Genomic DNA, 14,441 nt, shown 5'->3' with positions numbered 1-14,441 from the left:
ACGTCTTTATTGGAAAATAAGTTTGCATCCGTTTTTTGGAATGGGGCATGACTGACTGTCAAGTCGTTTTGAAGTTGTGGTATACTGAAGGGTATGAACATGCCAGTTACATTTAAAGGAGGTGCCTTGGTTATTTATGAAAGGGAAACATCTGCGAGCATCGGAACAACTTAGCCCTAAGATTATTGCTTTGCGTTTCGACGCATCTTTCTTTTTTGAGAAAGCTGTGCGCTCGCTTGATCGCAATCATTATGACAAGGCATTGAAATATTTTCGCAAAGCCGTTGAATATGAACCGGATAATCCGGTGAATCATTGCAATATGGCGGGTATATTATCAGAGATGGGGGATTATGCAGGTTCGAACGAGATCCTGTCCTCTGTTCTGAGCGACGTAGATCCGTCGATGACAGAGTGTTATTTCTATATGGCGAATAATTACGCTAATATGGAGCAATTTGAAGAAGCGGAGAAAGCCTTAGTCACGTATCTGGAGGAGGACGAGGAAGGGCAGTTTCTTGATGAAGCCGAGGAAATGATGGAACTGCTCTATTATGAGCTGGACCGTCCAACCAAGCTGAACCGCATTAAGGCCCGGCAGGGAGTGGTCGAGCATGATCAGGCCCGCGTCCTGCTGGAGGAAGGGAAATTCGCGCAGGCAGCTCAATTGCTCAAGCAAATTTCGGAGGAACAGCCCGATATGTTCGCTGCGCGTAATAATTTGGCGCTAGCCTATTACTATATGGGATTGTTCCAAAATGCCAAAACCGTCATTCTTCGAGTGCTGGAGGATGAGCCGGGGAATTTGCACGCGTTGTGCAATCTGGCAATCTTTTATCAGCATGAGGGAGGCGGCCCCGAATTGGATCGCCTAGTTCAAACCTTGGCGGTCACCATCCCGTTTCAGGAGGAGCAGGTATTCAAGCTGGCGACCACCATGGGGATTCTTGGACGCCATGAGGAGGCCTACAGACATTTCCGCAGGTTGCTGCATGGCACTGGAGAGAACAGTGCTGACGCTTCTTTGTACCATTACACGGCAGTAGCTGCCAGCAATACGGGAAGATATGCGGAAGCCCGGCGGCTGTGGAGCCATTTACAAAAGCAGGATGCTTCCTCGGAAGTTCCACGCTTTTTCCTGTCCCGGCTGGAGGAGCTCCAGCAGGAGGGCACACCGCTGCAAGTGCTCAGCTACCATTATCATCTCCCTTTTGAGGAGCAGTTCCGCATGTGGGAGAAGTTCGGTGCTGAGCAAGTGCCTGACAGCATGAAGAAGGACCCGCTTATACGGTCATCCTTCTTCTGGGCTTTGCGTCACGGAGACCGGGCAACGCAGTTGCAGGTCATTCAGGCGCTGAGTCTGATCGGTGATGATGAGGTGCGCCAGGCACTGGAGTCCTTTGTAGATGACCCGGATCAGGAGGATGAGCTGAAACAGCGTGCCTTGCAGGTTCTGCAAGAGCTGACGGAGCAGGAGCATGGCGTGCAGGAAACGGCTCTGCAAGCAGAACAGATGGAACGGTTAGAAGCTGAAAGGGATTGCCGCACAATCGAAGGCGATGTATCTGCTTCTTCGGTCGATCCGCAATGGCAGGCAGTGCTCGATAAGGTGCTGACCGTCATGGGCAAGCCGTCAGATCCGGCCATGCAGCACGATTTAAGATCACTTTGGCTGGAGTATTCGGATCGGCTTGCTCCAGAAGTTCCGATGGTTCAGCATACCGAGGGATGGGCAGCGGCGCTGGAATATTTGACAGCCAAAATGCATCATCATTCAGTCACCTATCAGGAAGTAGCTGACCGTTACGGTATTTCCGTATCGACCGTAAGCCGCTATGCACGCCAGATTGACAGTGTGTGTGGTATCAAGCAGAAGCTGAAGCCGCTCTCCACGTTTAAAAAGCGGGTCTGAGACCTGCTCCAAATATCACTTAAAGGAGGCAACAAACGTATGTATAAATCCATAATTATTGGTACAGGTCCCGCAGGCTACACGGCCGCTATTTATTTGGCACGCGCTAACATGAATCCGCTGATCATTGAGGGAATGCAGCCCGGCGGACAGCTTACCACGACGACCGAAATTGAAAATTTCCCGGGTTTTGAGCAAGGTATCCTTGGTCCTGAATTGATGGATAACATGCGCAAGCAGGCGGAACGCTTTGGCGCTGAATTTACTTCCGGTTGGGTAGAGGAAGTGGATCTCAGCAAGCGCCCTTTTAAAGTGAAGGTAGAGGGTAAAGGCATCATTGAGGCGGAGTCGGTTATTATTGCTACAGGCGCGTCTGCCAGATACCTTGGTATTCCGGGTGAGCAGGACAATGTAGGGCGCGGAGTCAGCACGTGCGCAACCTGTGACGGCTTCTTTTTCCGTGAGAAAAAGATTGTCGTGGTCGGCGGCGGCGATTCGGCGATGGAGGAAGCAGGCTTCTTGACCCGGTTTGCCTCCAGTGTAACCTTGGTTCATCGTCGTGATGAGCTGCGGGCGTCTAAAATTATGCAAGACCGCGCACGTGAGAATGAAAAAGTACACTGGGCCTTAAACCGGACTCCTCTGGAAGTCGTAACGGGAGAAACCGGATTGAAGGGCTTGAAGGTACACAATAATGAAAACAATCAGGATGAGCTGATTGAGGCGGATGGCGTGTTCGTAGCGATCGGGCATACGCCCAACACAAGCTTCCTGAACGGTCAAATCCATACAGACGATCACGGCTACATTATCGTAAAGCCGGGCACGACAGAAACGAACATCCCCGGCGTTTTTGCATGCGGGGACGTGCAGGATAATCGTTACCGCCAGGCTATTACGGCTGCTGGAACGGGCTGCATGGCGGCTATGGACTGCGAGAAATATCTCGAGGGCAGCGCTGTTCATGACTGGAGCAAAACGCTGGATCAATAAAGACACCTTGTAGTTCGCAACAGGGCTAGAATGGAGTAAGGATAGCCCTGTTATAAGCTTTATCTGATGATCAGGAAGAGAAAGCCTGCTGCGTTTGCACAGGCTTTTTCCTTTTTGTGGATGCACACCGCAGAAAGTTCCGCCAATCGTACATTTTTCAACAGGTAAGTGTCCTTGACCGTAACGGGGGCTTCAATTATAGTTGGAACGTAGGACTCCTATTATGAAGTCAAGATTTTAATCATATGTTTCATACAAGGTTTTTAAGTAAACATAAAGGTGGCTTGAAACATGTCAGAAAGTATCTATGTGGGTGTCGATTTGGGCGGTACGGCGATTAAAGTTGGCATTTGTAATGAAAACGGGAAGCTTTTGCACACCTACGAGGGACCAACCGAAACCGATAAGGGCGTAGATGTTGTAATCAGCAATATTGAAAAATATGTGCGGCACATTGTTGAGCAATCTCCTTATGAATGGGATCAACTGAAGGGTGTCGGTGCGGGTGTTGCGGGTTTTACGAATGTTCGCGACGGTATTATTGTCCTCGCTCCCAATATTGGCTTTCGTGACGTACCGATTCGTGCGCTTTTGGAGGAACGGATCGGCAAGCCTGTAAAAATAGACAATGACGCTAATGTTGCTGCACTTGGGGAAGCATGGGCTGGAGCGGGCAAAGGCATAGATAATTGCGTATGCTATACCCTGGGTACGGGTGTTGGCGGCGGCATTATTATTAATGGTAGAATATATCAAGGCTTCTCGGGTATGGCTGGAGAAATTGGACATATAAGTGTCGTGCCTGATCTGGAGGCTATCCAGTGTGGATGCGGTAAAATGGGCTGTCTGGAAACCGTGTCTTCTGCCACAGGTATTATCCGTATGGCAAAGGACGCAGTGGAACGTGGCGATCGCACCTCTCTCGCATTGGAGGATCAAATTGCTGCTAAAGAAGTATTTGATGCTGCTAAAGCCGGTGATGAGGTGGCACTGCGTATCGTGAACCGGGCTGCCTTTTATTTGGGGAAATCGATGGCAGCCGTTGCTGCGGTGCTCAATCCAGAGCTGTTTATTATAGGCGGAGGTGTTTCCAAAGCTGGCGATTTTTTGTTTGAAGAGATGCGCCGCGTATACGCTAAGCTGGCACCTGAGCCAATCCAGCAAGGAGTATCGATTGTTCCTGCAGTACTGGGCAATGATGCGGGTATCGTAGGGGCTGCAGGCCTGTTGCTGCGCTCCTGATTTACAGGTTGCTGATATAGGGGTAGGGGTACTCACATAGAGCGAAGAAGCAAAAGGAGAGGGAAGTCCATATGACAGACAACCTAAAAAATGCTGCGCCGTGGGCAACGCTCATTATTATTACGGGGATGTCAGGTGCAGGGAAGACCATTGCGGTGCAGAGCCTGGAAGACTTGGGCTTCTTCTGCGTTGATAATTTGCCCCCTGTACTGATTCCCAAATTTGCCGAGTTAATTGAGCAGTCTAACGGAAAAATAGGCAAAGTAGCGCTCGTCATTGATTTGCGTGGCCGAGAATTTTTTACTGCCTTATCGGAATCATTGAATTATATTAAAGATCATTTTACGATTCATTGTGAAATTCTATTCTTGAATGCCAATGATGGTGTTCTTGTACAACGATACAAGGAAAGCCGTCGACGTCATCCGCTTGCTCCAGACGGCATGCCTTTGGATGGAATCCGGTTGGAGCGCAAAATGCTGGAGGAGCTCAAAAGCTCGGCTTCTGAGGTTATTGATACAAGCACAATGAAGCCCGCAACCTTAAAGGCTCGGATCATTTCGAGATTTTCGCATCTGGAGAGCAGTATGCTTTCCGTGAACATTACTTCTTTTGGCTTTAAATATGGTATTCCCATTGATGCCGATCTTGTATTCGATGTGCGCTTCCTGCCTAATCCTCACTATGTGGACCATCTTCGTCCCAACACGGGACAGGACAGCGATGTATATGATTATGTCATGAAATGGCCTGAGACTCAGGCATTCCTGACTAAGCTGCTGGATATGTTACATTTTTTGATCCCACAATACCGTAAAGAAGGCAAGAGCCAGGTTATTATCGGTATTGGCTGTACCGGCGGTAAACATCGTTCTGTTGCAATATCGGAATATTTAGGAAAAATGCTGGGTGCCAGCGAGACAGAATCCGTTTCTGTTTCGCATCGGGATGCTGACCGGGACCGGCATTAATGAGGTGAAATGATGAAAGAGACCGGATCACAACGGGAACGTCCGCGTATTGTTGTTATGGGCGGGGGAACCGGCTTGTCTGTCATGCTGCGGGGCCTGAAGCAAAAGCCGCTGGATATTACGGCTATTGTGACAGTCGCTGACGATGGCGGAAGCTCCGGGATATTGCGAAGTGAGCTGCAGATGCCCCCTCCAGGGGACATTCGCAATGTGCTGACTGCCTTGGCTGACGTAGAACCAGTGATGTCAGATATGCTAAAATATCGTTTCGGTGCAGGATCGGGATTATCAGGCCATAGTTTGGGCAATCTGATCTTGGCGGCGATGACCGATATATCAGGTGATTTTGTGACGGCGGTGCGTGAGCTTAGCCGTGTATTTGCTGTTCGGGGACGTGTGCTGCCGGCAGCCGAAGAGGGCGTTGTGCTGAGTGCGGAAATGGAGGATGGCACGGTGATTACCGGAGAGTCCAAAATCCCGGAAGCGGGTCAGAGAATCAAGCGTGTTTTTCTTGAACCGACTCACGTGGAGCCGTTGCCTGAGGCTGTAGAGGCCATTAATGAAGCCGATGCGATTTTGATTGGTCCCGGCAGTTTGTATACCAGTATTTTACCTAATCTGCTCGTTCCAAAGCTCGCTGAGGCTGTTGTGAAATCCGACGCTATCAAAATTTTTGTCTGCAATGTCATGACCCAGCCGGGTGAAACCGATGGCTATACGGTGGGAGATCACCTTCAGGCCATTTTCGAGCATGTAGGCCATCAGCTCTTCGACTATGTCATTGTAAACAACGGAGAAATTCCGCCCCAAGTGCAGGAGATGTATGCCGAGCAGGGGGCCAAGCCAGTTCATGTAGACATGGGCGAACTAAATGACCGGGGATATAAAGTGGTGGCAGATACGTTAGTTCTGTTCCGCACGTATTTACGGCATGATGCAGACAAACTGAGTCAGCACATTTACCAATTGGTACAAAACTGGATATTAAGAAGGAGGTGAGTCCCTTGTCCTTTGCGGCACAAACGAAAAAAGAGCTTACGATGATTGAAAGCCAGCCCTGCTGTGAAAAAGCGGAGCTGTCTGCGCTTATACGTATGCTCGGATCCGTACAACTGTCGAATAAAAGGGTGATATTGGACGTGTCCACAGAAAATGCCGCGATTGCAAGGCGGATTTACTCCTTGATCAAAAAGCATTTTCAGCTTCACATTGAACTGCTTGTACGGAAAAAAATGCGCTTGAAAAAAAATAATGTGTACATTGTCCGTATTCCTAACGGTGTACAAGAGCTGTTGAAGGATTTGTACATCGTGTCAGAAGGTTTCTTGTTCACGGACGGGATTAATCGGGAGATTATTCGGAAAAACTGTTGTAAGCGGGCTTATCTGCGAGGGGCCTTTATGGCCGGTGGCTCTGTGAACAACCCGGAGGGATCGTCTTACCATCTTGAAATTTCCTCAATGTATGAGGAGCATTGTCAGGCGCTGGTAGATCTAGCAAATGAGTTTCATCTGAATGCCCGCTGTATTGAGCGAAAAAAAGGCTTTATTCTCTACATCAAGGAAGGCGAGAAGATCATTGAGCTGCTCAGCATCATTGGGGCGCATCAAGCCTTGTTCAAATTTGAGGATGTACGTATTATGCGCGATATGCGCAACTCCGTAAATCGCATTGTCAATTGTGAAACAGCCAACTTGAACAAAACGATCGGCGCTGCGGTCCGGCAAATTGAGAACATCAAGCTGCTGGAGAGGGAAGTTGGTTTGGAGACCTTGCCGGACAAGCTGCGTGAAGTGGCAGAAATCCGACTTGCCCATCCTGATTTGAACTTGAAAGAGGTCGGGGAAATGCTCAAAGGGGTTGTCAGTAAATCCGGTGTAAATCACCGTCTTCGCAAGATTGACGAGATGGCGGACAAAATCAGGGGAGAAAATGGCCTGATTCCGTAAAAAAAGAATATCCTTGGGGCTTTTTGCCGCTTTAATTAGTTTTTTTTCTAGTGTCTGTCCCGGGTTAATGTTATAATGTGATAAATAAAATGGAGTAAGTAGTGTCCAGATTTATTTGATGAGGGGGTAAGCTGACATGTCAAAACATCCGGTAGTCGTACGCTTGAAAACAGGACTGCACGCCAGACCTGCTGCGTTATTCGTACAGGAAGCGAATAAATATTCATCTGAAATTTTTGTGGAAAAAGAAGACAAGAAGGTTAATGCCAAGAGCATCATGGGTATTATGAGTCTTGCCATCAGTACAGGTACTGAAATTTATATTAGTGCTGAAGGCGCGGACGCCGAACAGGCTGTAAACGCTTTAGTAAGTCTGGTTAGCAAGGTAGAACTGGAAAATCAGTAAGCGGCTGTCTATTTTGTAGTACGGTATACGCTCTTTTCGTAAAAAGCCCCCTCGGGGCTTTTTTTTATATCACGTGTTGCTGCTTTATTTCGGAAAAGTGAACGCTTGACTGCAACCTTTTTTCGTCTTTTCCGTCTGAAAGGTACAAACATTTTCATGAAAGAGGTTGGATACGATGAGACATTGGACAAAAACAATAAGCACAGCAGTTCTCGCAGGAGCATTATTGGCAGGGGGAGTAGCCGGGGGCTTGTGGACAGGTGCAGATCGCGCATATGCCGCATCAACAGCCGCGACGACGAGCAGTGTGATCAATGTAAGTGGAAGCGGAGAAATGCTGGTTAAGCCCGATATCGCTTATCTTTCTATCGGTGTGCAATCAGAGGGAAATACAGCAGCGGCTGCTCAAAAAGCCAATGCTGCGAAAATAAGCAAGGTTACACAATTGCTGAAAGAAAAGTGGAGCATTAGCGCAGACGACATTCAGACTAGCCAGTTCAACGTGCAGCCTAACTATATCTATAACGAAAAAGAAGGGCAAAAGCTCAAGGGCTATATTGCGAACCATACACTTTCCGTGAAATACCGCAATTTGGACAAAATCGGCCAACTGCTGGATGAAGCTACAAATTCCGGGGCGAACAATGTTGATAATGTACAATTTTCAGTAGAAAATCCTTCCGTGTATGAAGAAGAGGCTATTGGCAAGGCGCTTGGCAACGCTCAATCTAAAGCCAATGCTGTAGCTAAGGCAGCCAAACGTGAATTGGGGCCGCTTGTGAATGTGACGGTAGATGGCGGAGAGGCTCAGATTTTTACACAACGTGAGAATGCGATGGCAAAATCGATGCTTGATTTAGGTAGTGGAACAGAGATTCAGTCGGGCCAAGTGACGGTGAAAGTTCAGGTATCGGCTCAATACGAAATGAAATAATACAGATCATTGAACAAAGCCACAAGCGGCCTTTCTTTCTGCAGGTCAGCTTGCTGGCTTTTTTTGTACATCGCAACCATTTTGTAATGAGTCTGTCATAGCTAGGGGGTGCTAGGTGTATAGATTGAAATCAGAGCGTATACAGATTGTAAACTACATACAGTAAGGTATAGATATAATAAGACAGGTAATCAAAACACATAGTCAATACAGAGGTAAAATAGGAGGAATACTTAATGATGAACAAGCACACGAAAAAATGGGGCTCTGCTCTGCTGGCAGCAGGGATTCTGGCAGGAGTCGCCGTTATTCCCGTTTCCTATATTGAAGCAGCATCGACCAAACAGCAATCTACATCACAGAAACCGGGAATTTCCATCCAATGGAACGGCAAAACATTGGCGACCAAAGGAATCCAGATAAACGGAAGCACACTGATTCCAGTAGCAGCACTGCGCGACAGCCTGGGAATTCCGGTGAGCTATGATGCCAAAACAGCGACATACACCGTAGGCAGCGGGTACAACAAGCTTTACATCACGTCCTCTTCCTCGGAAGCCTATGTCAATGTGAACGGAATCAACGCGCGCAGCATGGACGCCAAACAGATTGCCGGGAAATTATACATTCCTATGGGTCTGTTGAAAGACTATCTGGGTATCGATGCCCAGTGGAATGCAGCCCAAAAAACAGTAACGTTGAGTAAAAGCTTGCTAAATCCGATCACCATTGCGTCCCAATCGCTGCCCGCTTCGAGTAATTCGAAGGTGTCCTACAAAGTGAAGTATCCGCAAATCAGTGGCAGTCAACTGAATCCTGAGGCTCAACAGGCCATTAACAGTGTGCTTAAAAAGGATGCAGAGGGAGTATTGGCAGCAGGCAAAAAGATGATGGCTGAGGGAGGAGCTACAGCAGAAAGACCGTATGAGTTTGGGAATGATTTTGCAATTGCCTATAACAAGGATGGTATTTTGAGTGTGATTATGCAGGACTACTCGTATACAGGTGGCGCACACGGCATGGCGGCACGTAAAGGATACACGTTCTCGCTTGCTGATGGTAAGCTAATGCAATTATCTGATGTATTGAAGGCAAATCCGAACTATAAAAAGTTCCTCAATGCTGATTTGAAGAAAAAAGTCGATGCACTCCAGGGCGGCGAAGGTTTTGACAAATTTAAAGAGTTGAAAGTGGATCAAAATTTTTATGTGACTAACAGTGGAGTAACAATCGTGTTTGATTTATATGAATATGCACCATACGCTTACGGAATTCCAGAGTTTACCTACTTGTTTGCTCAACTGCTGCCTCAAGGCGGCAAGCCTTTTGCAGGACAAAATGAATAGTACCAAAAAAGCTGCCTGCCGGATTCGAACATCCGGGGCAGCTTTTTTATTTCTAGCTTTCCGAGGTAATAACTTCTCTTAGATACCTGCTGAAGTGGAGCTAGTTAGCACTTTATCAATAATACCATATTCCTTGGCATCATCAGCGGACATGAAATAGTCACGGTCTGTGTCTTTTTCAATGCGTTCCAATGGTTGGCCTGTGCGATCTGCGAGAATGCGGTTCAATTTGTCACGCATTTTCAGAATGCGGCGGGCGCGGATTTCGATATCCGTTGCCTGACCTTGTGCACCACCCAATGGTTGGTGAATCATAATTTCACTGTTCGGCAAAGCAAAGCGTTTGCCTTTGGCGCCTGCGTTCAGCAAGAACGCACCCATGGAGGCTGCCATACCTACACAAATCGTAGATACGTCAGGTTTAATGTATTGCATCGTATCGAAAATGGCCATACCGGCTGTAATGGAGCCGCCAGGACTGTTAATATACAAGTGAATATCTTTTTCAGGATCTTCGGCAGCCAAAAACAGCATTTGCGCAATAATAGAGTTGGCTACAACGTCATTGACGTCCGAGCCCAACAAAATAATGCGATCCTTCAACAGTCTGGAATAAATGTCATAGGCGCGTTCGCCGCGGTTACTTTGTTCTACTACCATAGGAACATAGCTCACGTCAAAAAACCTCCCTTAAATATCGTTAATGGATTTGGTGGACATGCCGATTACATGCCCTTACTATATAAACTGTTACCGTAATAACCACATGATAAACAATTTCAAACAAAAAGTCAAAGAAAGTCAAACTAAGGGTCAAAAAAAAGAGCCTTCTGCGCTCTTATTGGTTAAAACATGATATAGAAGCATTAAAGCGTTCATTTAAAATGGCGCGCCCGCGAGGAATCGAACCTCGATCTCAGGCTCCGGAGGCCTACGTCATATCCGTTGGACCACGGGCGCAAAGTCATTTGTACAATTAAAAGCGAATTCATCAGCTAATTGGAAACAAAGATGATTATATGATATACGGCAGTGAATTGCAAGCTTTTATTATGTGCACATATTCACATAAAAAGGTGAGAAATATAGGTTCAGATAGACTTGCATGTGAAGCAAATATTGGGTAAGATATACGTGGGACTTAAAAAGTTATCCCGGGACATTTTAAGGCCAGTTAGAGCTATAGCTTTAGAGAAAGAACTTAGAAGTGTGCGGGAGTGGAAAGCATGCGAAAGATATTAGAAATACAGAAGCAGCTTCTGCCCGACCTCATGGATGTTTTGAAAAAAAGGTACACGATCCTGCGCCAGATCATGCTGTCCGATGTCATTGGACGCAGAACGCTGGCAGCTTCACTGGATATGACCGAGCGCGTGCTGCGCGCCGAAACCGATCTTCTCAAGGCCCAAGGGCTCATTGAGATCGAGAGTGTGGGCATGAAGGTGAGCAAAGCAGGGCTGGATCTGCTGGAACAGCTGGAGCCGATTGCGAACAACTTGTTCGGCCTGTCCCAACTGGAAGATCAGATTCGTCAGGCCTACGGCTTGAAGAAGGTGATTGTCGTTCCAGGGGACTCGGATGCTTCACCGTTAGCGAAGCAGGAGTTGGGCCGTGCTGGAGCAAAAGCGTTGCTGAGTGTTATGGACGACGAGGATGTGGTCGCGGTAACAGGAGGCACGACGATTGCAGATGTAGCGGAGCAACTGACACTACCTGCTAATGGTTCGCTCAAGGGCGGGTGGTTTGTACCGGCACGCGGGGGGTTGGGAGAGAGCATGGAAATGCAGGCTAACACCATTGCTTCCACAATGGCCCGCAAAGTCGGCGCTCAATACCGTCTGCTCCATGTACCGGATTTGCTCAGCAATCATGCCTACAACTCGTTGCTTGAGGATACGAACATTCAGGATATATTGAGCCTGATTCGAAAGAGTCGTATCATCATTCACGGGATAGGCAACGCCATAGCGATGGCACGCAGACGCAAGCTTGACCCCGAAACCTTTGCCCAGATCAGCAGCGAGGGCGCGGTTGCCGAATCGTTTGGTTATTATTTCAACGAGGACGGCGTCGTTGTTCACCGCATGCTGACGCTTGGACTCCGCTTGGAGGACATCAGGCGTACCGAGACTGTTCTGGGTGTGGCTGGAGGCAAAAGCAAGGCGGCTGCTATTCATGCGGTGCTGCGTTTCGGCCAAGAAGACATTCTTGTCACCGATGAAGGCGCTGCTACTGAGATTGTAAGCCATTATTTAAAAGGTTAATACGGATTGATTAAATGTGTTGTCTTGACGGGCTTTCGGGTCTGTCTTGAATATATAAAACTAAACGAACTTTGGGAGGAACTCACTCATGACAGTTAAAGTTGGTATTAACGGTTTCGGACGTATTGGACGCCTTGCTTTCCGCCGTATTCAAAACGTGGAAGGTATTGAAGTAGTAGCAATCAATGACTTGACAGATTCCAAAATGCTGGCACATCTGTTGAAATATGATACAACACAAGGTACTTTCCAAGGAGAAGTAGAAGTACATGAAGGCTTCTTCAAAGTAAACGGCAAAGATGTTAAAGTTTTGGCTAACCGCAACCCTGAAGAACTGCCTTGGGGAGACCTGGGTGTAGACATCGTTCTGGAGTGCACAGGTTTCTTCACAACTAAAGAAGCTGCTGAGAAACACTTGAAAGGCGGCGCTAAAAAAGTTGTTATCTCCGCTCCAGCTACTGGCGACATGAAAACTGTCGTTTACAACGTAAACCATGAAATTCTGGACGGAACTGAAACTGTAATTTCCGGTGCTTCTTGCACAACGAACTGCCTGGCTCCTATGGCTAAAACACTGAATGATAAATTCGGTATTCTTGAAGGCCTGATGACTACAATTCATGCTTACACCGGCGACCAAAACACTTTGGATGCTCCACATGCTAAAGGTGACTTCCGTCGTGCTCGCGCAGCAGCTGAAAACATCATTCCTAACACAACTGGTGCTGCTAAAGCAATCGGTCTGGTTATCCCTGAACTGAAAGGTAAACTGGACGGTGCAGCTCAACGTGTTCCAGTAGCAACAGGTTCCCTGACTGAACTGATAACTGTTCTGAATAAGAACGTAACTGCTGAAGAAATCAACGCAGCGATGAAAGAAGCTTCTGATCCTGAAACTTACGGATACACTGAAGATCAAATCGTTTCCTCCGACATCAAAGGTATGACTTTTGGTTCCCTGTTTGATGCAACTCAAACTAAAGTTCTGACTGTTGGCGACAAACAACTGGTTAAAACTGTAGCTTGGTATGACAATGAAATGTCCTACACTGCACAATTGATCCGTACGTTGGAATACTTCGCTAAACTGGCTAAATAAGGGATTTCTTATCGAGCAACATCATAGAGCGGAAACAGCAGTTATTGTTTCCGCTCTTTATATATCAAAATGTGCCTTAAATTCCTGTTTCGTAAAATTAAAAGGGTGCGGAGGAATATGGAGATGAACAAAAAGAGCGTACGTGATATAGAACTGAACGGAAAACGGGTGTTTGTTCGTGTAGATTTTAACGTTCCGGTTGAGGACGGTAAAATTACGGATGACAAGCGTATTCGCGAAACCTTGCCAACGATTAACTACCTGATTGAAAAGGGTGCAAAAGTTATTTTGGCGAGTCACTTTGGACGTCCAAAAGGTCAGGTCGTTGAATCCATGCGTCTGACTCCTGCTGGAGTGCGTTTGTCTGAACTGCTCAAAAAGCCTGTTGTTAAGGTGGACGAAGCAGTTGGTGAGGCTGTTAAAGCGAAAGTGGCTGAACTGCAAAACGGCGATGTACTGTTGCTTGAAAATGTACGCTTCTACCCAGGAGAAGAGAAAAATGATCCTGAACTGGCGAAGCAATTTGCTGAACTGGCTGACATTTTCGTGAATGACGCATTTGGTGCAGCACACCGTGCTCATGCTTCTACAGAAGGTATCGCGCATTTTCTTCCTGCTGTTTCCGGCTTGCTGATGGAGAAAGAATTGTCTGTAATCGGTAAAGCTCTTTCGAACCCAGACCGTCCTTTTACAGCCATTATCGGCGGTTCCAAAGTAAAAGACAAAATCGACGTGATTGACAACCTGCTGAACATTGCAGATAACGTAATCATTGGCGGCGGTTTGGCTTATACATTCTTTAAAGCTCAAGGTCACGAAGTGGGTCAATCCCTGCTGGATGAATCCAAACTGGACGTAGCTCTTGGATTTATCGAAAAAGCGAAGAAGCTCGGCAAAAAATTCTATCTTCCGGTAGATATCGTTATTTCTGACGATTTCAGTGCTACAGCGAACACAAACATTGTGGACATCGATGGTATTCCTGCAGATTGGGAAGGCGTAGATATCGGACCGAAAACTCGTAAAATCTATGCTGATGTGATCAAAAACTCCAAATTGGTTGTTTGGAATGGACCAATGGGCGTATTTGAAATCGAACCATTCTCTGGCGGTACTCGTGAAGTAGCGGAAGCTTGCGCAACAACAGAAGCGTACACCATCATTGGTGGCGGTGATTCTGCGGCTGCGGCTGAGAAATTCCACCTGGCTGACAAAATGGACCACATTTCCACTGGTGGCGGCGCATCCCTGGAATTTATGGAAGGCAAAGCACTTCCGGGTGTTGTTGCACTTAACGATAAGTAATCAAACGCTTAGCGCGTAAT

Annotated in this window: 13 protein-coding genes and 1 tRNA gene; 12 read left to right on the top strand and 2 right to left on the bottom strand. The window is 47.2% G+C overall.

Features of this window, described 5'->3' with window-relative positions:
* Positions 1-136 precede the first annotated feature (136 nt).
* The 9 genes from KQI_RS0120070 (at position 137) to KQI_RS0120030 (ending at position 9,753) form a co-directional block, all read left to right on the top strand.
* Complete coding sequence (locus KQI_RS0120070) at positions 137-1,912, top strand: tetratricopeptide repeat protein (RefSeq protein WP_010348664.1); 1,776 nt, start codon at positions 137-139, stop codon at positions 1,910-1,912.
* 39 nt (positions 1,913-1,951) lie between these two features.
* Positions 1,952-2,905: a thioredoxin-disulfide reductase gene (gene trxB, locus KQI_RS0120065; protein ID WP_010348663.1), complete on the top strand. Its 954-nt coding sequence runs from the start codon at positions 1,952-1,954 to the stop codon at positions 2,903-2,905.
* A 291-nt stretch (positions 2,906-3,196) separates the two neighbouring features.
* Positions 3,197-4,147: an ROK family glucokinase gene (locus KQI_RS0120060; protein ID WP_010348662.1), complete on the top strand. Its 951-nt coding sequence runs from the start codon at positions 3,197-3,199 to the stop codon at positions 4,145-4,147.
* A 71-nt stretch (positions 4,148-4,218) separates the two neighbouring features.
* A complete protein-coding gene (rapZ, locus tag KQI_RS0120055) occupies positions 4,219-5,118 on the top strand; it encodes an RNase adapter RapZ (protein ID WP_007428147.1) in 900 nt (299 codons plus the stop codon).
* Between the two features lie 12 nt (positions 5,119-5,130).
* Positions 5,131-6,117: a gluconeogenesis factor YvcK family protein gene (locus KQI_RS0120050; RefSeq protein WP_010348661.1), complete on the top strand. Its 987-nt coding sequence runs from the start codon at positions 5,131-5,133 to the stop codon at positions 6,115-6,117.
* 5 nt (positions 6,118-6,122) lie between these two features.
* Positions 6,123-7,067 (top strand): DNA-binding protein WhiA, encoded by a 945-nt coding sequence (whiA, locus tag KQI_RS0120045; protein ID WP_007428149.1) that lies wholly within the window; start codon positions 6,123-6,125, stop codon positions 7,065-7,067.
* Positions 7,068-7,203: 136 nt separating this feature from the next.
* Positions 7,204-7,473 (top strand): HPr family phosphocarrier protein, encoded by a 270-nt coding sequence (locus KQI_RS0120040; protein WP_007428150.1) that lies wholly within the window; start codon positions 7,204-7,206, stop codon positions 7,471-7,473.
* Positions 7,474-7,648: 175 nt separating this feature from the next.
* Positions 7,649-8,407: an SIMPL domain-containing protein gene (locus KQI_RS0120035; RefSeq protein WP_010348660.1), complete on the top strand. Its 759-nt coding sequence runs from the start codon at positions 7,649-7,651 to the stop codon at positions 8,405-8,407.
* A 239-nt stretch (positions 8,408-8,646) separates the two neighbouring features.
* Positions 8,647-9,753, top strand: coding sequence for a PdaC/SigV domain-containing protein (locus KQI_RS0120030; RefSeq protein WP_029390260.1), 1,107 nt, complete (start codon positions 8,647-8,649; stop codon positions 9,751-9,753).
* A 78-nt stretch (positions 9,754-9,831) separates the two neighbouring features.
* Here the strand turns inward: KQI_RS0120030 and clpP are convergent, their stop codons facing one another.
* Positions 9,832-10,428 carry an ATP-dependent Clp endopeptidase proteolytic subunit ClpP gene (clpP, locus tag KQI_RS0120025; protein ID WP_010348658.1) on the bottom strand — a complete coding sequence of 199 codons (597 nt, stop codon included), beginning with the start codon at positions 10,426-10,428 and terminating at the stop codon, positions 9,832-9,834.
* A gap of 210 nt (positions 10,429-10,638) precedes the next feature.
* Positions 10,639-10,713: transfer RNA gene (locus KQI_RS0120020), tRNA-Arg, on the bottom strand.
* A gap of 266 nt (positions 10,714-10,979) precedes the next feature.
* On the opposite strand from KQI_RS0120020, the gene KQI_RS0120015 reads away from it, so the two are divergent.
* The 3 genes from KQI_RS0120015 (at position 10,980) to KQI_RS0120005 (ending at position 14,421) form a co-directional block, all read left to right on the top strand.
* Entirely contained in the window at positions 10,980-12,017 is a 1,038-nt protein-coding gene (locus KQI_RS0120015; protein ID WP_010348657.1) for a sugar-binding transcriptional regulator, read from the top strand.
* 88 nt (positions 12,018-12,105) lie between these two features.
* Complete coding sequence (gene gap / locus KQI_RS0120010) at positions 12,106-13,116, top strand: type I glyceraldehyde-3-phosphate dehydrogenase (protein ID WP_010348656.1); 1,011 nt, start codon at positions 12,106-12,108, stop codon at positions 13,114-13,116.
* 123 nt (positions 13,117-13,239) lie between these two features.
* Positions 13,240-14,421 (top strand): phosphoglycerate kinase, encoded by a 1,182-nt coding sequence (locus KQI_RS0120005; RefSeq protein WP_010348655.1) that lies wholly within the window; start codon positions 13,240-13,242, stop codon positions 14,419-14,421.
* Positions 14,422-14,441: the final 20 nt, after the last annotated feature.

This window comes from Paenibacillus peoriae KCTC 3763, from assembly GCF_000236805.1.
Lineage (GTDB): Bacteria > Bacillota > Bacilli > Paenibacillales > Paenibacillaceae > Paenibacillus > Paenibacillus peoriae.
This window is presented reverse-complemented; position numbering and strand designations above follow the sequence as displayed.